This is a genomic window from Candidatus Bathyarchaeota archaeon (genome assembly GCA_025059045.1).
Lineage (GTDB): Archaea > Thermoproteota > Bathyarchaeia > Bathyarchaeales > DTEX01 > JANXEA01.
On sequence record JANXEA010000007.1, the window covers coordinates 43,011 to 66,110 of the forward strand.

24 protein-coding genes, 2 tRNA genes and 1 pseudogene are annotated in these 23,100 nt (G+C 45.9%); 12 read left to right on the forward strand and 15 right to left on the reverse strand.

All coding sequences use genetic code 11. The annotated features are described in order from the left end of the window. Nucleotides 1-17: 17 nt before the first annotated feature. Nucleotides 18-509, reverse strand: coding sequence for a phosphopantetheine adenylyltransferase (locus tag NZ952_01670; GenBank protein ID MCS7119902.1), 492 nt, complete (start codon nt 507-509; stop codon nt 18-20). A gap of 171 nt (nt 510-680) precedes the next feature. Here NZ952_01670 and NZ952_01675 point away from each other — a divergent pair, with 171 nt between their 5' ends. The 4 genes and pseudogenes from NZ952_01675 to NZ952_01690 all read left to right on the forward strand — a co-directional run bounded on the left by NZ952_01675 (nt 681) and on the right by NZ952_01690 (nt 3,095). Further along, nucleotides 681-1,547 carry an ECF transporter S component gene (locus NZ952_01675; protein ID MCS7119903.1) on the forward strand — a complete coding sequence of 289 codons (867 nt, stop codon included), beginning with the start codon at nt 681-683 and terminating at the stop codon, nt 1,545-1,547. 50 nt (nt 1,548-1,597) lie between these two features. Further along, nucleotides 1,598-2,491: an FGGY-family carbohydrate kinase gene (locus NZ952_01680; GenBank protein ID MCS7119904.1), complete on the forward strand. Its 894-nt coding sequence runs from the start codon at nt 1,598-1,600 to the stop codon at nt 2,489-2,491. 124 nt (nt 2,492-2,615) lie between these two features. Further along, nucleotides 2,616-2,834, forward strand: a pseudogene (locus NZ952_01685) (hypothetical protein). Then, entirely contained in the window at nt 2,835-3,095 is a 261-nt protein-coding gene (locus tag NZ952_01690; GenBank protein ID MCS7119905.1) for a DNA-directed RNA polymerase subunit H, read from the forward strand. Between the two features lie 26 nt (nt 3,096-3,121). Here NZ952_01690 and NZ952_01695 read toward each other — a convergent pair whose 3' ends face one another. From NZ952_01695 to NZ952_01705, 3 genes are all read right to left on the reverse strand, one after another. Further along, nucleotides 3,122-3,340: a hypothetical protein gene (locus NZ952_01695; protein ID MCS7119906.1), complete on the reverse strand. Its 219-nt coding sequence runs from the start codon at nt 3,338-3,340 to the stop codon at nt 3,122-3,124. 82 nt (nt 3,341-3,422) lie between these two features. Further along, on the reverse strand, nt 3,423-3,842 hold the full coding sequence (locus tag NZ952_01700; protein ID MCS7119907.1) for a Zn-ribbon domain-containing OB-fold protein: 420 nt from the start codon (nt 3,840-3,842) through the stop codon (nt 3,423-3,425). A 7-nt stretch (nt 3,843-3,849) separates the two neighbouring features. Further along, the gene (locus NZ952_01705) at nt 3,850-5,019 is read right to left on the reverse strand and encodes a thiolase domain-containing protein (protein ID MCS7119908.1); all 1,170 of its coding nucleotides are present in this window, start codon (nt 5,017-5,019) and stop codon (nt 3,850-3,852) included. A 248-nt stretch (nt 5,020-5,267) separates the two neighbouring features. Here NZ952_01705 and NZ952_01710 point away from each other — a divergent pair. From NZ952_01710 to NZ952_01735, 6 genes are all read left to right on the forward strand, one after another. Beyond that, nucleotides 5,268-5,358, forward strand: a tRNA-Thr gene (locus NZ952_01710). Between the two features lie 369 nt (nt 5,359-5,727). Beyond that, complete coding sequence (locus NZ952_01715; protein ID MCS7119909.1) at nt 5,728-6,045, forward strand: UPF0175 family protein; 318 nt, start codon at nt 5,728-5,730, stop codon at nt 6,043-6,045. Between the two features lie 2 nt (nt 6,046-6,047). After that, entirely contained in the window at nt 6,048-6,560 is a 513-nt protein-coding gene (locus NZ952_01720) for a DUF3368 domain-containing protein (GenBank protein ID MCS7119910.1), read from the forward strand. A 39-nt stretch (nt 6,561-6,599) separates the two neighbouring features. Beyond that, nucleotides 6,600-6,728: a hypothetical protein gene (locus NZ952_01725; protein ID MCS7119911.1), complete on the forward strand. Its 129-nt coding sequence runs from the start codon at nt 6,600-6,602 to the stop codon at nt 6,726-6,728. Nucleotides 6,729-6,871: 143 nt separating this feature from the next. Next, entirely contained in the window at nt 6,872-7,495 is a 624-nt protein-coding gene (locus NZ952_01730) for a hypothetical protein (GenBank protein ID MCS7119912.1), read from the forward strand. 151 nt (nt 7,496-7,646) lie between these two features. Next, nucleotides 7,647-8,459 carry a hypothetical protein gene (locus NZ952_01735; protein ID MCS7119913.1) on the forward strand — a complete coding sequence of 271 codons (813 nt, stop codon included), beginning with the start codon at nt 7,647-7,649 and terminating at the stop codon, nt 8,457-8,459. A gap of 29 nt (nt 8,460-8,488) precedes the next feature. Here NZ952_01735 and NZ952_01740 read toward each other — a convergent pair whose 3' ends face one another. From NZ952_01740 to NZ952_01760, 5 genes are all read right to left on the reverse strand, one after another. Continuing rightward, nucleotides 8,489-10,369, reverse strand: coding sequence for an ABC transporter ATP-binding protein/permease (locus tag NZ952_01740; GenBank protein ID MCS7119914.1), 1,881 nt, complete (start codon nt 10,367-10,369; stop codon nt 8,489-8,491). A 2-nt stretch (nt 10,370-10,371) separates the two neighbouring features. Further along, nucleotides 10,372-12,177, reverse strand: a complete 1,806-nt coding sequence (locus NZ952_01745; protein MCS7119915.1) for an ABC transporter ATP-binding protein/permease — start codon at nt 12,175-12,177, stop codon at nt 10,372-10,374. A 7-nt stretch (nt 12,178-12,184) separates the two neighbouring features. Then, a complete protein-coding gene (locus tag NZ952_01750) occupies nt 12,185-12,778 on the reverse strand; it encodes a winged helix-turn-helix domain-containing protein (GenBank protein MCS7119916.1) in 594 nt (197 codons plus the stop codon). A gap of 72 nt (nt 12,779-12,850) precedes the next feature. Beyond that, on the reverse strand, nt 12,851-14,989 hold the full coding sequence (locus NZ952_01755; protein ID MCS7119917.1) for a CDC48 family AAA ATPase: 2,139 nt from the start codon (nt 14,987-14,989) through the stop codon (nt 12,851-12,853). Nucleotides 14,990-15,052: 63 nt separating this feature from the next. Next, nucleotides 15,053-16,591 carry a carboxypeptidase M32 gene (locus NZ952_01760; protein MCS7119918.1) on the reverse strand — a complete coding sequence of 513 codons (1,539 nt, stop codon included), beginning with the start codon at nt 16,589-16,591 and terminating at the stop codon, nt 15,053-15,055. Nucleotides 16,592-16,778: 187 nt separating this feature from the next. Here NZ952_01760 and NZ952_01765 point away from each other — a divergent pair, with 187 nt between their 5' ends. Beyond that, the gene (locus NZ952_01765; GenBank protein ID MCS7119919.1) at nt 16,779-17,405 is read left to right on the forward strand and encodes a hypothetical protein; all 627 of its coding nucleotides are present in this window, start codon (nt 16,779-16,781) and stop codon (nt 17,403-17,405) included. Nucleotides 17,406-17,410: 5 nt separating this feature from the next. Here the strand turns inward: NZ952_01765 and NZ952_01770 are convergent, their stop codons facing one another. From NZ952_01770 to NZ952_01790, 5 genes are all read right to left on the reverse strand, one after another. Continuing rightward, on the reverse strand, nt 17,411-17,959 hold the full coding sequence (locus NZ952_01770; protein ID MCS7119920.1) for an MFS transporter: 549 nt from the start codon (nt 17,957-17,959) through the stop codon (nt 17,411-17,413). A 166-nt stretch (nt 17,960-18,125) separates the two neighbouring features. Beyond that, complete coding sequence (locus tag NZ952_01775) at nt 18,126-18,944, reverse strand: sugar phosphate isomerase/epimerase (GenBank protein ID MCS7119921.1); 819 nt, start codon at nt 18,942-18,944, stop codon at nt 18,126-18,128. A 13-nt stretch (nt 18,945-18,957) separates the two neighbouring features. Next, complete coding sequence (locus NZ952_01780; protein ID MCS7119922.1) at nt 18,958-20,337, reverse strand: Gfo/Idh/MocA family oxidoreductase; 1,380 nt, start codon at nt 20,335-20,337, stop codon at nt 18,958-18,960. Nucleotides 20,338-20,798: 461 nt separating this feature from the next. Next, nucleotides 20,799-21,005: a hypothetical protein gene (locus NZ952_01785; GenBank protein MCS7119923.1), complete on the reverse strand. Its 207-nt coding sequence runs from the start codon at nt 21,003-21,005 to the stop codon at nt 20,799-20,801. Between the two features lie 135 nt (nt 21,006-21,140). Continuing rightward, nucleotides 21,141-21,218 (reverse strand) — tRNA-Glu (locus NZ952_01790). A 232-nt stretch (nt 21,219-21,450) separates the two neighbouring features. Here NZ952_01790 and NZ952_01795 point away from each other — a divergent pair. After that, entirely contained in the window at nt 21,451-21,990 is a 540-nt protein-coding gene (locus tag NZ952_01795; protein ID MCS7119924.1) for a metal-dependent hydrolase, read from the forward strand. A 39-nt stretch (nt 21,991-22,029) separates the two neighbouring features. Here NZ952_01795 and NZ952_01800 read toward each other — a convergent pair whose 3' ends face one another. Beyond that, nucleotides 22,030-22,980 carry a hypothetical protein gene (locus tag NZ952_01800; GenBank protein MCS7119925.1) on the reverse strand — a complete coding sequence of 317 codons (951 nt, stop codon included), beginning with the start codon at nt 22,978-22,980 and terminating at the stop codon, nt 22,030-22,032. Nucleotides 22,981-23,100: the final 120 nt, after the last annotated feature.

Genomic DNA, 23,100 nt, shown 5'->3' on the forward strand with positions numbered 1-23,100 from the left:
ATAATAAAATTCCACCCTTAAAGGTTAGCGGATCCGCGGGGCCTTAATAGGCGTCCCTCTCTATCTATCTCTCCAAGCCTAATTCTAGTCGAGGAGATTGGTATATGATTCTCGGCTGGAACCATATTGATTACAACAACCTCGAGAGGCGCCAGACCATACGACTTTCTGGCCTCGTTTATCCTGTGCGCCATGGGCTCGGTCTCCTGACTGACAACGATTGCCTCCAGCTCGCCGCTGATGGCTGCAGGCCCATATGGATCATCTATGGGTGTAACCTTAAAACGCCCACCAAAACCCATCCCTTCAAGATAACGTGTTAACTCCTCAAGCCGCTCAGAGTATGGTGCGATCTCATGGTTCTTCAGAAGCCGCTTTGCGAAATCATCGGTGACGAGACCTATCCAAACACTCTCTCCGACCTCGAAAGCCTTGTTCAGCAATGCCAAATGCCCCTTGTGAAGCTCGTCAAATGTTCCGCCCACGCCTACAAGCCTAAACTTCTTCAAGGCTCAATCGCTCACGTCGCTTTTCCAGCCAACCTTACGTTGATGGTGTTAGGAATCGCTATTATTTCTTCCTTTCAAATAATACATACCTATACATACTTTTCCAAGAAAATTCTTATAAGTTCATTCTCTGCCAAACATATGGCTCGTCTAGGTCTAAAGGTGAAACCATTGCATGAGATCGAGAGCATGAGGGAAGGGCAAAATCAGGAAAAAAGCGTTGCGGTAGGGGAAATGTACTCCTCCATGTCGAATGCACTTAAATTATCACTGATATCCATCAACGCCGCACTTTATGCCGTGGCTATATCTGTTACATCTCCGATTCCGACGCCATGGGGGGTGGGCCACTTTAGACCCGGCGTAGTTATACCGGCGTTCTTTTCTCTCGTCTTCGGCCCGCTGGTTGGAGGCTTAGGCGCCGCTATAGGCTGCTTTATTGGAGACTTTGCACTCTCATTCTTCGGTTTAACAAACCCGTTACTTAGTCTTATAGCAGGAGTTCCAGGAAACTTTTTTGGCTTCTATCTTCTTGGATGGCTCATAACCAAGAACCGGTCACTCTCCTACTTCATTATTGCTAACCTTATAGCCTTGATCGTTGGAAATCTCATAGCCGCACTCGGAGTCCTAGCATATTTTTGGTTCATAGTTCCAGACTGGGCTGTATGGCCACTAGAGCTTAAAGCCACTGTAGTATCAGGACTCACAATCTTCTGGGTGACGACAATGGTGATATTCGTTGTCCCACTTGTTCCTATCCTTGTTGCCTACATAGAGCCTAGGCTCGAGAGAATAGGAGTTAAAGGGCTCTATAATCTTGAATGGAATGAATCCTCCTGCCTGCTTAGATCGTCCGGGTTTGTTGCAGCATTTTTAGCACTTATATATTTTGTGGTCACGTTTGTTCCCGGTGGAAAAAATCTCTTCGCTGGAGTAGTCCCGCCTGAACTAATACTGATCTCTGCGGTAATAGTCCTCATTTCCGGCGCATTATTCGCGGTCTATGCAAAGAAGATTGTTAAACCAGAAACCTAACACTTCAATATGGCTTTTCGAAACGGATCGGATGGGAGGATTAGATCTGATTGATCTTGGGAGTAGACATTGGTGCGAGCACCGTAAAGCAGATTCTCCTAGATGGATCGGAGATTATTTTTAAGGGATTCTGCGAATTAAGCGGTGAGACCTTCGATCTGAAGAGTCTTCAGAACATAATCTCCGAGGCTGAGCGAAGATACGAAATCAAACTGGTGGCGCTCTCAGGCGGAGGTTCTAGAATGATTAATGAAAGTCCCCTAGGAAAGACAGTGATAAAAGTGGATGAAATATCGGCTATAGGAATAGGCGGCTTGCGATTAACGGGAAAGGATAAGGGGCTGGTCGTGAGTGCTGGTACAGGAACCGCAATGGTCGCCGTCTATGAAAATGGAAGAATCATAAAGCATGTTGGAGGGACGGGCGTAGGCGGCGGAACTCTGCTCGGTCTTTCTAGGAAATTGATCGGCGTAGGTGACTTCAGTCTGCTTGAGAGAATCGCCTCTCAGGGGAGAGCGGGAAAAGTGGACCTAACAGTCTGTGACATTGCAGGTGGACCAGTAGGAATAATCCCCGCAGATGCAACAGCCTCAAATTTTGGAAAGGTTTCAGCTGACTCGTCTAAGGAAGATATTGCAGCAGGCATATTTAATATGGTTTCGCAGGTCATTGGGGTTCTCGCCGCCATGGCTGCAAAGGCATATGGGCTGGAGAATGATGTGATTCTCACCGGGGGACTGGCAAGGAGTAAGCTAATCACGCAAAACGTTACAACGACGGCTAATCTCTTCGGCGTTAAGGTCAATGTGCCAAAAGACCCTGAATACTGCGCGGCGGTCGGCGCGGCGCATTATGCTCTAACCAAAAAATTAGATGAAAAAGATGAGAATATCATGAGAACAAAAATAGGCTCTGATGATAGATGCTTTAGCGTAAAGTTTTAATGCAAGTATCTGGGAATTTGCTTAGCAGCCATCTAGGAAAGTTTGAGGAGACTTGTGTTTGACTGACGGTTCACTCCTTGATAGGAAAGTTGAAGTTCTATTGAAGTTAAGGAAGTATAGGCTTTTGGAGAGGGAGGAGTCTGAGGAAGGAGCCTTCCTGAAGGTTGAGAGCCCGAGAGGCAAGAGGCTGCTGGTCTGGGCATTAAAGGGTGTTGATACGATAGGCATAAAATACATTAATATGCTATCCAAGAAAGTTAAGAGCCTTGGGTTTGATGGTGGGGTCCTGATCTCTACAGGAAAGTACACGTACTCCGCGAAGTCAAATGCTAGAAAGCGCGGGATAGAACTTGTTCCACCAAACTTCCCCTCATTCGATATATTTGAGCATTTTCTCGTCCCCAAACATGAGATACTTTCGCCCGAGGAGAAGGAGGAAGTCCTCAAGAAATACAAGGTTGAACCTTATCAGCTGCCCCTTATAAAGGTATCGGATCCAATCGCTAAAGTGATAGGGGCTAGGGTCGGCGATCTCGTAAAGATCACTCGAAAAAGCCCGACAGCTGGCGAGTATATTTCTTACCGATATGTGGTTGAGGGTTAATGGGAGAATGCCGACTCCACTTCGGTTCAGATCCCCATTTTGATCTCGTATAATATGACAAGGGCTTCTCCGAGGGGTATTCCAAGCTTAACTGCGAGTTTTCTAGGTGTTAACTGGGGAAGTTCATTCAACATTTTCTCGGCAACGTATGCTTTATGATATCTATACATTGGCATCGAATGTACCGTCTCAACAAGGATTGGCCAAAGCGGATCATTCAAGTATTTCTCAATTTCGTCGCTCATACTTGCAATCTCCAGATAGTCTATTTCACCATCAACCCTGTTCACCACATCCAAAGATTTTTTGATAAGTCCTCTTCTGGCTTTACTGCTCGCCTTTGCTTTTTACTGGTCTAAAATAGTACCTAGGCCACTGCGGCCATGTCGCTGGGGCTGTGGTCTCAAATTCAACCTCAAGCTCCATCCCTATCTCCGCATCATTGTTCGGCAAGCCCTTTATTATGCCGGGAAGCCTAGGTCCATCCTCGAGCTCGACGATACCATAGACGTATGGAGCTAAGTGTTGAAACTCTTCTGGCGCAACATAGATGACGGTGTAGGTTATGAGCTTCCCACGAGTCTTAATCTCGGTCCAACCCATTTCCCTGGAATCACATTTAGGGCAAATCGGTTTTGGCGGTATGATTTTTAAGCCGCAATGCTTGCACTCGGCTGCCATCAGCTTCTTCTCGCCGATGAATTTATAGAATTGCTCAATCGTTAAAGGAGATACAACATTTTCCATTTTTTCCTCACCTCCTATAAATGTGCACAAAGCATGTTGCGCCGCTACCGCCTATATTATGTGTTAACCCTATTTGGCAATCGTCCACCTGCCTCTTATCTGCCTCTCCAGTTAACTGTAGGAAGATTTCGTATAGCTGAGCGACGCCAGTTGCGCCTACCGGATGCCCCTTAGCCTTGAGGCCGCCACTCGTATTGACGGGCAACTCGCCTTCAAGCGTTGGTGCGCCGTCCTCAATGAATTTCCCTCCCTCCCCTTCACTGCAGAAGCCAAGATCCTCATATGCGATGAGCTCCGCTATTGTGAAGCAATCATGCACCTCGGCTACGTCAATATCCTGAGGCTTGACCCCTGCCATAGAATATGCCTCGCTTGCTGCTAACCTAGCCGCTTTGATGCTTGTCAAATTTTCCCTCTCATAAAGACCTAAGCAGTCGGTTCCATGTCCGGACCCTATTATGTATATGGGATCATCCGTGAACTTCTTCGCGATCTCAGGCCTGGTAAGAACTGCGCAGCTAGCTCCATCTGAGATCAGTGAGCAGTCGTATAGCTTGAGTGGATCAGCGATCTTTCTTGATTCAAGAACCTTGTCAACCGTAACTTCTTTTTGCATGTGCGCCTTGGGATTCAGGCTCCCATTATGATGATTTTTAACAGCTATAAGAGCCATCTGCTCCTCAGTAGTCCCATACCTGTACATATGTGCCCTAGCCATTAAGGCGAAGAGCCCTGGGAATGTGACGCCATTCCACTGCTCAAATGGGAAGTCTGCGGCCATGCCCAGATACTCGGTCGCCTCTGCTGTGGACCTTTTTGTCATCTTCTCGAAACCGCCGACCAAAACGACATCAACTAGACCGGAGAGAATGCTGAAGATCCCGAGCCTTATCGCGGCGCCCGAAGATGCGCAGGCAACCTCAGTCCTTACAGATGGAACGGGTAGAAGCCCTGCCCACTCTGAGGCAAGGGGAGCCAAATGGCCTTGATGTTCAAAAGACTCGCTCATAACACCAATAATCATTGATTTTATGTCCCTTCTCGGATTGAGGTTTGGGCACCTATCAAACGCTTCCCTAACAGCCTCAGCAAACAACTCCCTCCCAGTCAGATCCTCCATCTTACCGAACCTTGAAATACCAGCCGTCACAACTGCCGCAAGGGGTCTTCCTCTCATATTTTTTCCTCCCAAGACTTGACTTTCTAGATGATTTTCTATGCTAATTCAACTTTGACGAATATATTCTTACTGTAAATATCTGCTTTCACACTTAACAGATTAACATTAAAGAGTTGAATACCTGGGGAAATGATGCCCAGGTCATGTGATTCTTCCTTAATGGGTGGAGATCGCCCTAACCAAGGCTTTTGGAACATTAAACTAATAAAACACTTCATTTACTGAGATATCTAGACCGCATGTAAGCCCCGGTGGCTTAGTGGGTTAGAGCAACGGCCTTGTAACAAAACGCAGGAGAGCCGTGGATCGCGGGTTCAAATCCCGCCCGGGGCTCCATTACCTCTAGCTCTGAAGCCTTTTCCATACCCTCGATTTTAAAGTCCTATAGGATTGAATGCTCGTGAATTAAAGGACATACATTGATGCACTAAGAGACTTGAGACTGCACGTTTCTATTGGGAAGCCATACGCCAAATTTTCAGATGGAGTTTAGTATTTACTGGGTGCAAAATAAGGGGTCTGTGACCAATTTAATGATATGTTGAATTTCGGCTATCAAGTTAGTCTGCGACACTTGTCTTAAGGGTAGGCTGGAAGTTGGTAAGCCTAAAAAGTATGAGCCTAAACTGGGAAAAGAGAAGGCGGCTTATTTTGAGGCATAACTTTTATGTATGCGTTTGATATCTTTTGTTTACGGTGGCGAATTTGGCTCTTAAGCCTTTAGCCGTAAGAATCCCAGAAGAAATAGAGAAGGAGATTCAAGAAGTGGTTGAACGAGAAGGTTTGGATAAGGCTACGGTTGTTAGGACGCTTCTTGAGTTGGGTATTGGTGAATGGCGTAAACAAACAGCCCTAGAGCTGCTACGTGATGGAAAAGTAACTTTTGCTAAGGCTGCTGAGATGGCTAAGCTTTCCCTTTGGGAGTTTGGCGACTTGGTGAAGCAGCGCAATGTTGAGTGGGTTAGATATTCGCCAGAAGAAATTGAGGAGGATTTTAAAGAGGCTTCTGCGGCGGCAGAGTAGAAATGAAGCCGCTTGTGTTCAATTCGACTCCATTAATTTATATAACGAAGATTGGGTTGAGCAGAATTTTTGAAGAATTAGAAGGCGAAAAGTTAACTTCTCCTAGAGTTAAATGTGAGGTTGTGGATGAAGGCAAGCGTAAGGGCATCGCAGATGCAATCATTTTAGAAAGACTATTTCAAAAGTATGTTTTTAAGATTGTGAAACCTGGAAATGCAAGCCTCTTGGAAACCCTTTTGCAAACGAGGGGTCTTCATGTGACTGATGCTGAAGTTTTAGTTATAGCGAAAGAACGCGGCGGAATAGCCGTAATAGATGATGAAGTTACACGAAAGACGGCAAAAATTTATGGGATGGCTTACGCTGGGACCCCGTACATTTTGGTTAAGGCGTTTTCTCAAGGGCTCACTACAAAGGAAAAGACGAAACAGGCGATAAATGATATGGTTTTCGCTGGGTGGAGATGCAGCATTGAAACTTACGCGAAAATTATGGAAAGCCTAGAAAAGCTGTGATAGAGTAAGGAATGAGTGTTAGGCTTCATAGCAATGTTAATGGTATCCTTCTACATTGTGGGCTGGCCTATTATCTGGACTCTTCCAATATTACTGCTGTTCTTCGCCGTCGCTATCGGTCAGCTAAGAATAGTTGCGGTGGGCGCGTCATTCCTCTTTGCAACATAGGGTTTTGTTAACTTTGATCCCAACCAGCTATTCGGTTAACTGAATGCTGTTATTCGTTATATTGCACTGTTTCTTCTCCAATTAACGGGGATAACAGGCCCGTGGCATACTATGGAGCCCACTGTAAATACATGGTGCATCTTTTGTGGAGGGTTTGTAGAACATGGTGGCGGCTGATTATGGGCGCCATATCATCCCTTCTTGCATTCTATATTGCAAGTAAGGTGAAGTTAAGAGGAAGGGAGGTCTTGAGTGCGATTCTAATATTCACGCCGTTATCAATACTTTCCTTCGACTTATGGCATATATTATCACTATACCTTACAAATGTAGACTCAGGACTATTTTTCTCTAGGAGCCTGACGGGAAAAGTTCTGCAGAGAGCTTTTCTAAGGGCGATAGGCTCAGTAGGCTTCGACTGGCCCGCGGCACCGGATGCTTGGGCCGTCAAATTGACATTCATTTTTCTTGGTATGTTGATAACGACTATCCTTTATACTCTTAGAGACAGGTATCCGTGGTTTAGAATCTCTCCTGAAGGCTTCTGGTTTGGTGTAGCTATGGGCCCGACATGGACACTCTCATTGTCAATGCTGATTCTGAAATATGTTGCAACAAGGATTTGTGGAGCAAAGTTTTATGAGGAAATAGCCCAGCCAGTAGCCATAGGCATTATTCTCGCTTTCGGAGCGAACGTGCTGATACAGCATTCTCTCCAGTTGTCTTATAAGTGGCGAACCGCATTTGGGATAAATTACTCTCCTTGAGTAAGATATGCGTTGAATGCCTCCAGCTTAACCGCTATTGCCATTTTTAGACGTGTAAAAATTTTAGTTGTAGGAAACCGAACTGTGCTAACTGCCATATCTACAAAAGGCTTTTCTAAGACAACCATAAAAGATACTTCGGGTGAATCCGTTGTCGATATCTTCTAAGCTTGCGGACTACGAGGGAACGAAAGAGCTGCTTGACAGGTTAAGCACCGAGGAGCTTCGACAGCTCGCAGAAAAGAATAATATTGCCCTTCAAAGGGAGGATCTTGAAGGTAAGGTTAGACCGGTAACATCGAGAGAAGAGATTGTTGAGATACTTGTCAATTCGGAATTTAAAGAATCCGACCTCATAAACTTACTTGGAATAAATAGGCTTACAAAGGAGGAGCTTCTGAACCAGATGACTCTCAGCCAATTGAGGCAACTAGCGAAGGAGACAGGGGTCTCATTAGAGATCTCAACGTTTTTGGGAACGAAAAAGGCTGAGAAAAAGAGGGATATGATCAAAGCGTTAAGTGTTCTTTCTGAACAGAAGGTTAGAGAATATGCCAACAAGATAGGGCTGATCGGAAAAGCGAAGAAGAGTGCAATTAAGAGAAGACTCGCTAAGCCAGGAGTGAGAAGGACAAAGGCTAAGGCGAAAATGGAGGAGCGCAGGATAGCGAAGAAAAAGGTGAAGGAGAGGGAGAAGACCGCCATTGCAAAGGCGAAACCGAAGATGCCTCCCTCACTACTGAAGGAGCCTACGCAGCCTCCGCCAAAGGCTATCATTAAAGAAGAGGTTCCTGTTTCCGAGACCCCAAAGAAAGCTATTGGAATCGTTGAAGAGTTCGTGAGTGAAAGAATTATCGAAAGGAGGGTTGTTCGAAGGAAAGCTGTTATTTCAACTTCGAGGAGAAAAGATAAGAAGGGGGTCTCAGAAGCCCAGAAAAGGGAAGATGAAGCAGAAGTAAAATAATGGCAAATGTATAATGAGCAAATGAGAGCTTAACTCTTATCTGTCCTTTTACCAGTTTCCAGATGAATTGGTGAGGACACTTTAATGGCTGTCTTCTCAGGCTCTTTAAATTGCATTTCATACAGGTGACTGTATAATCCACCTCTTTTAATTAGTTCTCTGTGGGTTCCTTCCTCCACTATTCTCCCATCATCTATCACCAATATTCTGTCCGCATCCCTAACCGTTGAGAGCCTATGTGCGATCACGATTGAAGTTCTATCCTTAAACAGTAGCCTCATGGCTCGTCTAATGATGAGGTCGGTATAAGGGTCTATGCTTGACGTTGCCTCATCAAGTATAAGGATTGAGGGGTTGCGGAGTAGAGCCCTTGCAAAGGCGATGAGCTGCTTCTGACCGACGGACAGCCCTGCTCCCCGTTCACCTATCTTAGTATTATAGCCTTCAGGCAGTCTCTCAATGAATTCGTTGGCGCCAACCATCTTCGCGGCTGATATAACCTCCTCATCTGTCGCGTCGATTCTTCCATATCTAATATTATCCATAATCGTGCCGGAGAAGAGAAAAGTCTCCTGTGGTACGATACTTATATGTTTGCGAAGTGACTTTAGACTTATCTTTCTCAGGTCATGCCCGTCAATCATGATGCTGCCGGACTGTGGCTCATAAAACCTGCAGAGAAGCTTGACAATAGTGCTTTTTCCGGCTCCTGTGGGGCCGACAAGCGCTACCATCTCATGAGGTTTTACAGAGAAGCTTAGGTTATGTATGACAGGATGTTCTGGCTTATACCCGAAAGTTACGTTCCTAAATTCTATTTGCCCCCTTACTTGTTGTAGGTCCGCGGGTTCTTCGCAATCCACGATTTCAGGTTTTATGTCCAGTATCTCGAAGATTCTCTCCGAAGCAGCGAGGGCGGATTGCACAGTATTATAGAAGTTGGTGAGGTCCATTATGGGTCCAAAAAACATTCTGACATACATTATGAATGTTATTATCGTGCCGACGGCATCCTCTATTGATCCAAGCATGCCGTTGAATGCGAGCCATCCGCCGTATAATGTGACTATTCCAGATCCAGCCGCCTCAAGTAGCTGGACGGTTGGGAAGAATGATCCCCAAACTTTTGCTGCCTGTAGGTTCGCCTGTAGGTTCTCAAGGGACGCTGTTTTGAAGTCTTCTGTCGCGTCCTTTTCCTTCGTGAATGACTTGATTTCCCTAATTCCGGATATACTCTCCTGAAGCTTCGACGTGACCTCTGAGATCTTCATCCTTTGCAATCTATAAGCGGCTCTAAACCTTGAGTTGAACAAGACTGCGACAGCAACGATCAGGGGAACAACTGCCAAAGAGGCTAGGGTCAGCTGAACATTTAAGCTGAACATTACGATGATTATCATGAAAAGGCTGAGGATATCGCTTGCAACTTGCACTAAACCTGATGTAAACGCCTCGCCTATAGCATCAGTATCGTTAGTTAACCTAGAAATTAGGTCGCCGCTGTCGGATTTATCAAAGAAGCTGAATGATAGAGTCTGGAGATGCGAGAAAAGATCCGCTCTTATCCTCATAAGTAGCGACTGACCAATCTTTCCAAGACCATATGTGCGGACCGTATTGGCGGCCCAGTTGATGATTTGGATTCCTACGAAGATGAGTATTATCATGTGAAGTCCCGAGATGTCTCCTTTTAAGATGTATTTTGCCACTATCTCCCTGCCCAAAATGTACGGGCTTACGATCCCTGTAACCGACGTAATTAAGACAGCTATCACGACCCCAAAGATCAGCTTTCTATGAGGCTTAAGGTATCCGAGAAGCCTCGAAATTATCTCTCTACTGGACATTTTACGTTCTAGAGGTATATCGATGTATTCATGATGGTGAGGCGGGTGAGGGTGAAAACCCATAGCTATCCACCTACATTATGCTCAGTGATCATCGGCTGTTCTATTTCTCGCATCTGCCGCTTTGCAATGGCTTCAAGCACATCTCTCTGAGCCTCGTACAGAGTCTCATAAAGTCGATAATAGACGCCCCTCTTTTGCATGAGTGTCTCATGATCTCCATCCTCAACGATTTCGCCGTTATCTATCACTATAATCTTGTCGGCGTTGCGGATTGTTGAGATACGCTGGGTTATAACCAGCGTCGTCCTGTTTTTTAGGAGCTCTGCTAAGGCTTTCTGGATTTCATATTCTGTGTCAACATCTACGCTTGACGTGGAATCGTCGAGGATTAGGATCTTTGGATCCACGAGCAGAGCCCTCGCGATTGCTATCCTCTGTCTCTGTCCTCCAGAGAGGATGATCCCCCTTTCTCCGATTATCGTATCATATCCATTAGGCAGCTTCATTATAAATTCATGTGCCTGCGCCTTTTCGGCCGCTCTCACGATCTCTTCAAAGGTTGCATTTGGCTTTCCGAAAGAGATGTTCTCCTTAACCGTTTTGTTGAATAGAAAGACTTCCTGCGAGACTACTCCTATATGCCTTCTTAAGGATTTTAGCTTAACATCCCTTATATCATATCCGTCAACAAGGATTCTTCCGGATGAGACGTCGTAAAATCGCAGGAGGAGGTGAATTATTGTGCTTTTTCCAGATCCTGTGGGACCGAGCAGCGCTACAGTCTCCCCGGGTTTGACTTCAAAGCTAATGTTTTTCAGGACTGGCTTATTCGGATCATATCCGAATGAGACGTTTTCGAACTTTATGTGCCCCCTGACTTTTTCCATTTCAATGGCGTCTGGCTTGTCTTTCACTTCAGGTTCCTGCTCAATAATCTGGAAGACCCTTTCTCCTGCAGCTGCCATTTGCTGGTAGCCAGACCATATATTGCCTAGCATCGACATCGGCCTAATCAGCATTGAGACGTAACTACTGAATACATAAAGCATATCTATGCCGAATTGGCCTTCAATGACCCTTATGCCCCCAAGCCAGTAAACGGTGACCGTCACAAGGCCTCCTATGAGGCCGGTTAATGGAAGAAAGGTTGCCCTTAGGCTTGTGGCGGTCATCATTGCTTCATAATACTCGTTGTTAGGTTTGTGGAATTTGCTTCTTTCATAGTCCTCCATTCCGAATGCGCGCACAACCCTTATTCCGGAAATATTCTCCCAGAGAACTGATGTAATGTTGGCGTAGTGTTCGCGCGATTTGCTAATGATAGGTCTCACCTTCTTACCGAAGACTAGAAATGTTACGAGGATAAGTGAGACAAGGCAGAATGAGATAATAGTGAGTTGCCAGTCAATTATGACCATTGATGTTACAACACCTGTCAGCAGAAAAGCTGTTTCTATGAGCATTCTGAAATCCCCTCCCAGAAATCGGCCTATCCTCTCAGTGTCGGTTGTAACTCTTGACATTAGCTGTCCGGTTCCAGTCCGGTCAAAGAAGGCGAGTGACTGTCTCTGTATCGATTCGAAGGCGTCATTCCTGATTTCATATAGTACGCTCTGAGAAAAGTATCCGTTAAGATATCGTAGGAGAAATGAGAGAACTCCTGACGCAGCTGTAAAGCCTATAATTTGTAGGACGAGCCATATTAATGCGTTATAATCTCCGATGAGGATTATGTTCCTGATAACCTGCCCGCCAATTTGGGGAATATATACATTTAGTACAGTCGTGAGCGAGATGCATATAATTATGAATGCGAGTAGATGCCACCTTTTAATCATGTATCTGAAGAGCTTGCTGAAAAATGCCACCTTCGACTCACTGCTCCACGATTTCTATTCCGAGCTCCTTACATAATTCATCAATTATCCGCCTGTATTCTGGGCTTCGAAATAGGAAAGCGTGTGTAAGAACGGATAGTAAAAGCCTCATCGCAGGCTTACTGATCTCTACCGACTCTTTCTGATTAGAGATTATGCGTTCCAAAATCATGTTCTCAAGTATCGCGTGCCTTTCGATTAGGGAAAGTATCAGCGGCCTCTTCTCTTCCGGTATCTTGAAGCCGAAGATACCTATATTCTCAGCTGCGTTTCGACATATTTCTCTATTCCATCTTGAAACATCCTCAGATCCGGGGATCAACCCCTCACTTAACGTGTACGATATGATGAATTTCTCTGCCACTGCGCGATAATATTTCTCGACTAAATTTCCCTTCATGGAGGTTCGGGTCTGCTCGATCAGCCCAGCCTTCTCCAAAACTGAGAGATGATGCGATATTGATGAGACATTTTTGTCCAGCAGCTTGGCGAGCTGGCATGCGGTCATTTCTTTATGCCTTAGGTTGTGAAGAATCTCCGTTCTTACCTTGTCGGCGAATAGCTTTGCAACCTCCGGCTCCTTAATTATCATGAATGGTTTCATCTTGCTCAATGGCAAAAGATTGTAGCATTATATAAAAATGTATCGGTACAATTAATTGTACTATACCCTTTCTTCCTGAAAGGCTTTATACCTCTCCTCAACCTGCGGAGTTATGCTCGGTTTAATCTTCTGGAGAGCTTCTTGAAAGTCCTCTAATGTAACTTTTTCCCTATCCTTTCTTATAGCATTAAGGCCGGCTTCTCTACAGAGCGCTTCTAGGTCCGCGCCTGAGAACCCTTCAGTCTTCTCGCTCAGCTCATTGAGATGAACACGGTCCTCAAGAGGCATATTTCTCGTGTGAACCTTCAGGATCTCCAGTCTCGCTTTATGATCTGGTTTTGGGATGTAAACTAGGTAGTCAAAGCGTCCTGGTCTGAGAAGGGCGCTGTCTAGCATGTGTGGCTTATTGGTTGCTGCCATTACTACAACGTTTTCAAGGGTTATTAATCCATCCATCTCTGTTAGCAATTGGCTGATAACTCTTTCTGAGACTGCTGAGTCGCCGAATCCGAGCTCCCTCTTAGGTGCGATGGAATCTATTTCATCTATAAATATTACTGAGGGTGCAGCCATCCTCGCCTTTCTGAAGATTTCTCTTATCGCACGCTCCGATTCTCCAACCCACTTGGAGAAGACTTCTGGGCCTCTAATCGTTATGAAATTGGCTCCACTCTCTGTTGCAACTGCTTTCGCTAGAAGAGTCTTCCCGCAACCGGGTGGTCCATATAGGAGTATGCCTCTCGGCGGCTTTATGCCTATCCTCCTGAATTTCTCAGGATTTTTCATCGGCCACTCTATCATTTCCCTCAGTTGCTGTTTCACATCATCTAGGTTTCCAACGTCATCCCAGTGTACGTTTGGAGATTCAACGTATACCTCCCTCATCGCTGTTGGAACTATCTCCTTGTAAGCGTTCATGAAGTCCTCCATCTTAACCTGCATCTTTCTCAGCACTTCTGGAGGCACCCTCTCCTTTTCTAGGTCAATCTGTGGTAGATACCGACGCAGAGCCTTCATTGCAGCCTCCTTGCAGAGTGCTGCGAGATCCGCCCCTGTGTAACCGCGCGTTATTTCGGCGATTCTATCCATATCCACATCGCTGTCAAGAGGCATATTTCTTGTATGAATTTGTAGTATCTCAAGTCTCCCTCTCTTGTCAGGTATTCCTATCTCTATTTCTCTATCAAATCTTCCGGGTCTTCTTAGGGCAGGATCGATGGCGTTAGGCCTATTAGTTGCGGCTATAACGACGATCTGCCCCCTCGACGTGATTCCATCCATTAGGGTTAATAGCTGGGAGACTATTCTCTTCTCAACTTCTCCGCTTACTTCCTCACGTTTCGGCGCAATCGCATCTACTTCGTCTATGAAGATTATGCTTGGAGAGTTCTCCTGTGCCTCCCTAAAGACTTGTCGAAGACGCTCCTCGGATTCTCCATAGAACTTGCTCATTATCTCTGGACCGTTTATTGAATAGAAGTTGGCCTCTGCCTCGTTTGCCACAGCCTTTGCTAGGAGAGTCTTCCCACAGCCGGGTGGCCCGTGAAGCAGAACTCCCTTCGGAGGTTCAATTCCCAACCTCTCGAAGAGTTCTGGGTGCCTAAGAGGTAATTCTACCATCTCCCTAATACGCTGAATCTCTTCACGTAATCCGCCAATGTCCTCATATGTTACGCGTGGAACCCCTATCTCCGCCTCTCTTGGCTCCGGAGATACCTCTACTTTTGTGTCTCCTGTTACGATCACTATCCCTTTCGGTCTTGTGGAGGCGACAGTAAAATATAATGGGCTTCCGCCGAAGATCGGCAGAGAGATGAAGTCTCCTATCGTGTACGGTTTGTCGAGAAGTACTGATTTAACATGCATATTAAAATCTTCATCAATCTCGCTGAGCTTATATCCACTCGGCGAAAGCATTATATGGATCGCGTCTCTAGTCTCCGCTTTCTTGACTATTACATAATCGCTTAGGGAGACTCCGGCACTTTTCCTCAATAATCCATCAATACTTATTACTTCATTCTTTTCTTCTGAGCCCAGCGGCCAGACAATTGCGCATGTTGCACGTTTCCCCATTATCTCGATTATGTCTCCTGTGGACACTCCAATCTTAGACATGATTGAGACTGGGATCCTGGCGATTTTTCTGCCTACGTCTCTGGGTGAGGCTTCGCTGACCTGCAGCCTTGCTTCTTCCATACAATTATGTCTGCTGATAATCAGTCATTTATTATCTTTGCGTCGCAAGGGTTAAAAGAACATTCACGCTGGAGGTTGGGTTCCAAAATGTTTCTCGGTCAGGTATCTTAGGTAAGGCTCCACCTGCAAGTCTCGTCCAGTGATCTTCTTGATGAGATCGGTGGGATCATACAGGTTGCCCCAGGCGTAAATGTTTCTTGCCAGCCATTCTATTATCGGTCTTATTTTACCCTCTGCAATTAGGGTTTTCCAGTCCGGAATATCCTTCACTAGTGCTTCTAGGATCTGCCCGCCGTAAATGTTTCCTAGGGCGTAGCTTGGAAAGTAGCCGAAGAGTCCGCTTGGCCAGTGGGTGTCCTGCATAACTCCTTCCGAGTCATTTTCAATCTTTACTCCCAAATAATCGTTATACATTTGTCTCCAAAGTTCAGGTAGATCCTCTACAGATATTTTTTCCGCGAATAAGTCTCTTTCAAGGTTAAATCTAATTATGATGTGTAGGCAGTATGTTACCTCGTCAGCCTCTACACGTATCTTCGATGGCTTAACAATGTTTATGGCTTTGACGAAGCTGTCGAGATCAACATCTGAGAGCAGTGAACCAGCAATCTCTTTCAGCCTAGGGAGGAAGTAGACCCAAAACTCACGTGAACGGCCAATAATGTTCTCAACGAATCGTGACTGTGACTCGTTGAGTCCATAGGAGCATGGTGAACCGACAGGTTGATACATCCATTCCCGCCTGATGTTCTGGTCGTATAACGCATGTCCAGCTTCGTGGAGGACGGAAAATATTGACGAGGTAAAGTTGTCCTCGTAATAGTGTGTAGTTATCCTGACATCGTCGTAATATCCGGTTGTGAATGGGTGTTCTGTCTCATCGATCCTTCCTCCTGCCTCGCTTGATGTCACGTCATATCCTAAGCTCTCTGCAAGTACTACGGCGATTCGACGCTGAATTTCTACTGGAATCCTTCTCATTAGAAAGTCTGGCCTTTGCTGTTCACCGAGTCGCTTGATATCTTCCATTATCCTGGTCAGGCCTTGTTGGAGATGTTCAAATATTTTCGTAAGCGTTCTCTCAGTCATTTTCGGCTCGAATATGTCTATAAGCGCGTCGTAAGATGTCTCCGTCCCCTTAACATCCATTAGGATCTCAGCGGCTTCTCTCCTAAGCTCAACTAGCTTCGCAAGTTCGGGTTTAAGGATCGAGAAGTCCTTGGCTGCCTTAGCCTTCTTCCAAGTTTCGGTGGTTATAACACGCTGCTTTGCAGTCTTGGCTACTAAATCCTCGGGGAGTGCTGTCTGCTCATCATATCTCTTCTTTATTAAGTAGATGTTCCTCTTTTGCACTAAATCTAGACTATCGTAGTCAGGGTGTTCAATAATCTCCTTTAGAAGACGGCCTATTTCTGGGTCGGTGCCCATCCTATGCTCTATTCTTCTCATCAGCGACATCTGCTCGCTGCGCAGTTTAACCGCCCTAGGAGGCATCATAGTTTCAGTGTCCCAATGGATGACGGCGACCGCGGAGCCAAAGACTATTAGCTCCTTAATCTTTTCCATAATCCTTTCATAAAGCAGGGTTATGGTCTGACTCATTTTCTCCAATTCCTTATGCCTTTTAATTGCTGAATGTCGTAGCAGTATATAACGTTAACATCATCACTAGTGGAGGATGGCATGAAGCAGGGTGCTGAAAGCGAAAAGTGTTAAATATTTTGTATTGGTAAGCAGCTATAGAAATGTTGAAGCGCAACAATCGTTTTGTGAAGCGGGTGGGAAAGTGATGAGAGAGGAGAAGATCATCTATTTTGAGGAGCATAGGCCGGAGAATACGGATCTTTTATTACAAATTGTGAAAAAGAAGGCTCTTGAACGCGGTATTAAGCATGTGGTCGTGGCCTCGACTAGGGGTGAAACAGGCGTGAAGGCTGCTGAGTTGTTTAGTGGGACAGGGATAAACGTTGTTGTAGTAACCCATATGGTTGGTCCCCAAGGCCCGGAGCTTCTTGAGGAGAATGAGAAAAAGATTAGGGCGCTGGGAGGGAAGATTGTTACCTGCACGCATGCCTTTGCAGGTGTGGGCAGCAGTCTGAGGAGGATGCCGCCTAGGCAGCCTGACCAGCCTATGCCTCAGCCATATTGGCCTCCATATGTTCCGCCAATAGGGGAGCTTATTGCCAATGTTCTTCGTCTCTTCTCTCAGGGAATGAAGGTCGCTCTGGAAATTACTGTTATGGCAGCGGACGCCGGCGCCATCCCAGTAGGCGAGGACGTCATTGCCGTTGCTGGGCAGGGTAGAGGTGCTGACACGGCGGTAATTGTTAGATCCGTGAATACGACGAGCTTCTTTGATCTTGACGTTCAGGAGATCATCGCTAAGCCTATAAGAAAGTTGCTTCCGAGGCCTTAGATTCTTTATATTTTTCTCGACTTTAGAACGAAGATGCCTGTTGTTGCGTGCAGCCCGGAAGCCATGTAAAAGATTGCTTCAAAACCAAATTTAGCTACGATGAGTGCTGAAACGAGGGCTGCTACTGCACCTGCTAGGTCGTAGGCGGAACTCAATATTCCCAAAAAGAATCCTCTCTTCTCTTCGTTGCTCAGGTCTATCGCCAGGCTTAGTAGTGAGGGTTGTTGTAGGGCATAGGCAATGCCGAACAAGAATTCGATGAGGTATAGGTGCATAATGTTATATGCGTAGATGTATGATAGGGATGAGATGGCGCCGAGAAGTACTCCTGCAAGTAAAACCTTCTCTTTGCCAACTAGGTCTACGATTTTCCCCGCAGGTGCCTTGAAAACGGCGGCGGTGAGACTGAAGACCGCTGCGAGAAAACCAACATCCACTATTGAGGCGGAGAAACGGTTAAGGACGAAGATGGGGTATACAGGACCGAGCAAGCCCACTCCTAAAGCGCTTAGAGCGCTTACCGTGACCAAGAGGAGTGCCGGCGATCTCCGCATAGTGTTTCCTCCCCAAGTCTTCCATCTTGCTGAATCTTCCATTCATGAGATCGTTATGCGACAATTTGGAGTGGCTTGCCTCGGCGAACTTCTAATAACTCTAATTTTTAATATAAAAATAAGCCAAAGATAAATGTTACTTTAGAGACAGTCCGTCATAAATCTCTTATTTAGTTTCCTCGTCAATTTTTGCGAGTAGATTCTTCAGGTTATTCCAGCATTTCTGCGAGTTCTTTACCTTGTTTGGGCTTATATGGGTCTCTATGGAGACAAAGCCGCCATAATCATGCATCTTAAGTTTTTCTAATTGGCGTAGGATGTTCACTTCCCCTTCTCCAAGGGGGACGTAAACCTTCTTTCCTGTTCTGCGATCTATGACCGCATCCTTCAGGTGCACATGCATGATTGTTTCCTTCACATGCTCGATGCCCATAGATGGATCCTCACCGGAGACGTATGCGTTACATGGATCCCAGTTTATGTGTAGATTGTCCTTTTCCACTAGTTTGAGAAGTCTCGCAGTTCTCTCTCCAGTATCTGCGAGGTATTGGGGTTCATTCTCAAGTGCGAGGTGAATTCCCATACTGGCTGCATAGTCCGAAGCCTTTCGTAATGCGCTGACGGCCCTTTCAATATACCCATTATTGTTTGGGTCTTTGCAGTGGAAGCCGAATACAATTATGAAGCCGGCCTTCAATTCTTTTGCGAGATCTATTGAGCGTGGTAGCCTCTCCTCTAAATCTCTCTTTATGGTCTCTTGGTCTTCTATGTCGCATTTGAATATTCCCGGGGATATTGCGACTACTTCGGCGCCGTAACGTGAGATTATGCTTTTAAGCCGGTCTATTAGCTGGGGTTCAACATCTGGAACCCTCTTACCCAATAGTCCCCTTATCTCGAAATGCCTGATCCCCCAGTCTGAGGCGAGTTCTATTGCGGTCTCCGGATCTGAGCTTATCTCATCCGTTATTATGCTGACCTTCATTTAGGTTTCTCCTTCACATTTTCAGGTTGAACATGCGGTAGCCCTTTAGTGGGAAGTAATCTGTCCTATAGGCCCACTCGACCCCCATGTCGGAGTACATCTGCTGTGATTCATAGGCCTTGTCAATTATTTCTTCTATGCCGATGATTGTTGTCGATATGGAGCCTGACTCCTCCCTTTTAATGAGGAATCTGTCTGGGATGTCCTTTATCATCCTGGCAGATTCATATGCCCCATTGACCGCTAAGACGAATGGTCTGGTCATCTCTAGTGGGCAGTTAATCTCTTTATCAAGGCCCCTGACGTATCTGGCTATGTTTCTGAACATTTCGACTCTTTCATCTTTCCCGTCCTCTCTTATCAATTCTCTCCTGCCGTCTGAGTAGATTATTTGTGCGTCACCCCCAACTGTCCACTCGGCGACACCCTTAGTCCCAACGATCCTGTGAGCGGGGCTGCTCTGGACTGGGTTGCAGAGTGTGGTGTAAAAGTAGATTCTTGCGCCGCCGCTTACCTCTACCTCAAGGCAGGCGGTATCCTCGCCCTCTATCCTATGCCCTCTATAAAGCTCAGCCCTTACCTTGATTGGATCTGCAGCCCTGCCCCATTCTCTGCTTGCGAGGTATAGGGAGTTCATTAGGTAGTGGGCTAGGGGGTTGCTGATCGATCCGTCTAAGACGTACTCTCCGTCACACATGAGCTTGCCTGCCCAAGTGTTGCGTGTATAATATGAGTCGAGCCTCTTCCATTTGCCCTTAGCGGAGACTGAGACTATCTCCCCCAACCCATCCTCACAGATGAGGGTCTTCAGTCTGCGGACAATGGTCTTCGACTGAAACTGGAATCCGACTGCGCAGAATCTTCCCGACCTCTTCTCAGCCGCGATCATTGCGTCAAGGTCCTGGATTGTTACAGCGGGGGGCTTCTCGACCAGAACATTGAACCCCGCCTCAAGTGCCATGATCGTCATGTCCCTGTGCTGATGTATGGCCGTAGGCAATGCGATAATCTCGGTTCTCCCTTTCTCCCCCACTAAAAGATCCTCAAAGTTATTATATACTGTCACGCCCTTCCCACGGAAGTCAGCCACCTCTCTAGGATACTTTTCCGGGCTTCTGATAACGACGGCGGAGATTCTTATAAGCCCCTCACCCTCCAGCGCTCGGGCGGCCCTGACATGAACCGCGCCGTATCCGCCTACACCTACTATGGCGACCGTGACAGGCTCCATCATAGTTTCACTCACTGGAAACCTGTGACAGAATATCAGATCATCATATTTTAGCCTTTTCCGTCCAAAACCATTCTCGCCGACTCTAAGCGAATCGAAAATAGAAGTGAAATTCTCTTTATTTTCGATCCCCCCTCCTAGGTGTTTATATACTCTAATCATGCTTTGGCTCTGATCAATGTTCCTAAAAAAATAACCACTAAACTACTATTGCTGTTGAAAAATTCACATTCCACGAGCCAAAAAATAAAACATGCAAGATTTCTAGTGCAGATAATCAACCTGCCGAAAATTTCGACGATAACATCCTGAACGGATTATCTTTCGGTTAACAATCATTTGACCATGGTTATTATCAACAACAAAAGTGAAAGTTTTAAGGCGAGCATCTATGAAATAGGCAAAGCCCCTCATAACAGAAGATTTAAATCATAAATCACTTCTAAAGTGCATGATATAGTCTCATCTTCAATAAGATTAGTGACCCTGTATACAAGATTTAGAATGGATAAATTGAAAGTCTAAAAATCGCGTCCATGGAAAACGCTTAGAATAAATTTAGACCGCCTAAGTAACTAATTTCGTAATCCAGCAGTATCTAGGTTGCATTTTCAGCCCTAAATCTAGGTGGAGTAAACTCTAGCCCAAGACAGGTCGCAGCAGAACTTAATATCGGATATGTTCTGAGATGAGGGAAGTCGAAGATCCGACCTTTGCATTCTCCTCACGTCAACCCAATCGGGCATGGACAGTGCCAACAGGTCCCTCACAGAGGACGTAATATTCCTATTATCAACCGTCCCCCCAAAAATATCATTCGCGAGTCTCATAACTATGCCCTATTCTCATTTCTCCTCTTTTTGAAACCCCTAGAATAGACCCTTTGCATAATGCGTTCTAGTCCATTAAACAATCCAAGGACTTAAAAATTGCAATTATGAAAGGCACACCAGAACTAGAGGTGCTGGTGCTCCGGCCGGGATTTGAACCCGGGTCTCCGGCTCGAAAGGCCGGAATACTTGGCCGGACTATACTACCGGAGCCCTGAACTATACTATCTCGGGTCCTTTATTTCCGTTTTCTTATTTTATATTGGGGAGGCATCATATTTGCAATGTCTAAAATTCAAATACTGCTTCAATTAATTTCTTTTTCCTTTCCCGCAACCTAACGATTAATCTTTGCAAAAAGTTCAGTGAGGTCTAACTCCTTTTCAGGTCTGATAAGGCTTATGAGGCAGTGCAAAGTAGTTTTTGCAGTTTGTGGTGGCGACTTATGCCGAGTCCGCTCGGTCACTATACCCTCGCATATTTGATCCACAGGGTTGAGAGGAGGCTTAGCCTTCCAGCGCTCCTTATCGGGTCAGTCCTTCCAGATCTAGATATCATTTTAGCAATCTTGACAGATGGGCTATGGATGAGGGGGCTCTTTCACAGCATAATCGGCGGAGGGATGATAGTCGCATTCCTATCTATTCCAGTAACAGTCCACCTTTATCCATTGATAGCCTCACTATTTGTCCGTATGCGTAGAGAGGATTTGAGGAGGGAGTGTGGTTCGGCAAGGGTCATATTTGCCTCATCACTCTTAGGCGGTTTGTCCCATGTTCTAGTAGATTCCACATGCCACAATTATAATCCGCTCTTCTATCCAATTGTGAAAGAATCTGTAGATTTTCTGCTTCTACCATACGATTGGGATGTCTCATATGCGATGGTGGAGGCGACACTCCTCACAACGTTTCTCATTATCATTGCCTTTAATTTGAGGAGGGAAGATTGTAAAGGGTTCTGGAGAAGGATGCTTCTCGGCTAGACCTGTAAAAAAACCAGTTTTTAATGAGTGCAGCGTTATTTAAAGATTGAACCTTTTGATGGCTGCAACGAGGCTCTCCAGCTTCTTGACGGATATCATGTAAGCTTCATCCTGCCCAATATTTCCGGAGGCGAGTTTTCTGAATCCGCAGTCAGGCGTGAAGATCAGTCGGCTCCCATACTCCCGGAACCTATTCATCAGGGCCAGAACTTCCTCTGGAGTTTCAACAATCGTTTTACTCGTTGAAAGGCAGCCGACTGAGAGAATCTTTCCACGATCCCTAACATCGTCAGCATGGTAAACATTAATGTTTTCCGGGGTATCATGGAACTCGTGGCTTAGAAAGTCTAACTCGGACCTTAGGAGAATTTGCGCAAGCCTAGGAGGTATCCTGCCACATATGTGTGTTCCGACAAGCCGATCCCCGCAGGCGTTCCGAAGCCTACTAAACACGCTGAGGATGTAGTCTTCACTATAACCGAATAGGATCCGCGAGCCGACTAAAATGCCCAATACAGGCTCATCAATAGAAATCATCTCAGCATACTTTGAAGCCTCACGGCAGGTTGCCTCCAAAACATCCGTGAGCTGATCCACAATCTTAGGGTCTGAAGAAGCCGTATTATATGGAAAGACTCCGCCACCCCTCTGGATAAAGGAGGCCAAAGTGAAGGGTCCCGTTATAGGCGCCTTAATTCGAACCTTCGCGCGGAGCCCCTTCTGGCTTAGATACCTAACCGCCCACACAAGCTGATCTAAACCTATGGGCCGAATATCCCAAGAAGGCACGCTTACAACTAAACGGTACACGTCACCATGGCTAACCAGCCCCGAACCTGTGGATGCCAAATCTCGGAGAAACTGGTCCCCCATCCCTATGAGCTGAGGGTATGCGGGAAAATCAATCCCAATCCTCAATAGATCATCAATACACCTTCTCCTATTATCCTCACTATCCTCAAGGGGGAAGCTCCCGATAGTCGATGTCACGGCGCCAACAAACTCCAGTTCCCAGCACCCCCATATCATAGAAAAGAGTTAGAATAGAAAAAGATATCCTTAAAACGGCAGGCACCTCAAGTCAGGATGCCAGTCGCCTACAAAGATGTA

Bases quoted from the DNA above. Each gene is read 5' to 3' on its own strand.
- NZ952_01720 (MCS7119910.1), top strand. From the start codon at position 6,048: ATGAAGCCGCTTGTGTTCAATTCGACTCCATTAATTTATATAACGAAG.
- NZ952_01770 (MCS7119920.1), bottom strand. From the start codon at position 17,959: ATGCGGAGATCGCCGGCACTCCTCTTGGTCACGGTAAGCGCTCTAAGC.
- NZ952_01755 (MCS7119917.1), bottom strand. From the start codon at position 14,989: ATGGAAGAAGCAAGGCTGCAGGTCAGCGAAGCCTCACCCAGAGACGTA.
- NZ952_01795 (MCS7119924.1), top strand. From the start codon at position 21,451: ATGCCGAGTCCGCTCGGTCACTATACCCTCGCATATTTGATCCACAGG.
- NZ952_01780 (MCS7119922.1), bottom strand. From the start codon at position 20,337: ATGATTAGAGTATATAAACACCTAGGAGGGGGGATCGAAAATAAAGAG.
- NZ952_01700 (MCS7119907.1), bottom strand. From the start codon at position 3,842: ATGGAAAATGTTGTATCTCCTTTAACGATTGAGCAATTCTATAAATTC.
- NZ952_01740 (MCS7119914.1), bottom strand. From the start codon at position 10,369: ATGGGTTTTCACCCTCACCCGCCTCACCATCATGAATACATCGATATA.
- NZ952_01695 (MCS7119906.1), bottom strand. From the start codon at position 3,340: ATGAGCGACGAAATTGAGAAATACTTGAATGATCCGCTTTGGCCAATC.
- NZ952_01750 (MCS7119916.1), bottom strand. From the start codon at position 12,778: ATGATAATTAAGGAGCCGGAGGTTGCAAAGCTATTCGCCGACAAGGTA.
- NZ952_01705 (MCS7119908.1), bottom strand. From the start codon at position 5,019: ATGAGAGGAAGACCCCTTGCGGCAGTTGTGACGGCTGGTATTTCAAGG.
- NZ952_01765 (MCS7119919.1), top strand. From the start codon at position 16,779: ATGAGAGAGGAGAAGATCATCTATTTTGAGGAGCATAGGCCGGAGAAT.
- NZ952_01760 (MCS7119918.1), bottom strand. From the start codon at position 16,591: ATGAGTCAGACCATAACCCTGCTTTATGAAAGGATTATGGAAAAGATT.
- NZ952_01785 (MCS7119923.1), bottom strand. From the start codon at position 21,005: ATGAGACTCGCGAATGATATTTTTGGGGGGACGGTTGATAATAGGAAT.
- NZ952_01775 (MCS7119921.1), bottom strand. From the start codon at position 18,944: ATGAAGGTCAGCATAATAACGGATGAGATAAGCTCAGATCCGGAGACC.
- NZ952_01725 (MCS7119911.1), top strand. From the start codon at position 6,600: ATGGTATCCTTCTACATTGTGGGCTGGCCTATTATCTGGACTCTTCCA.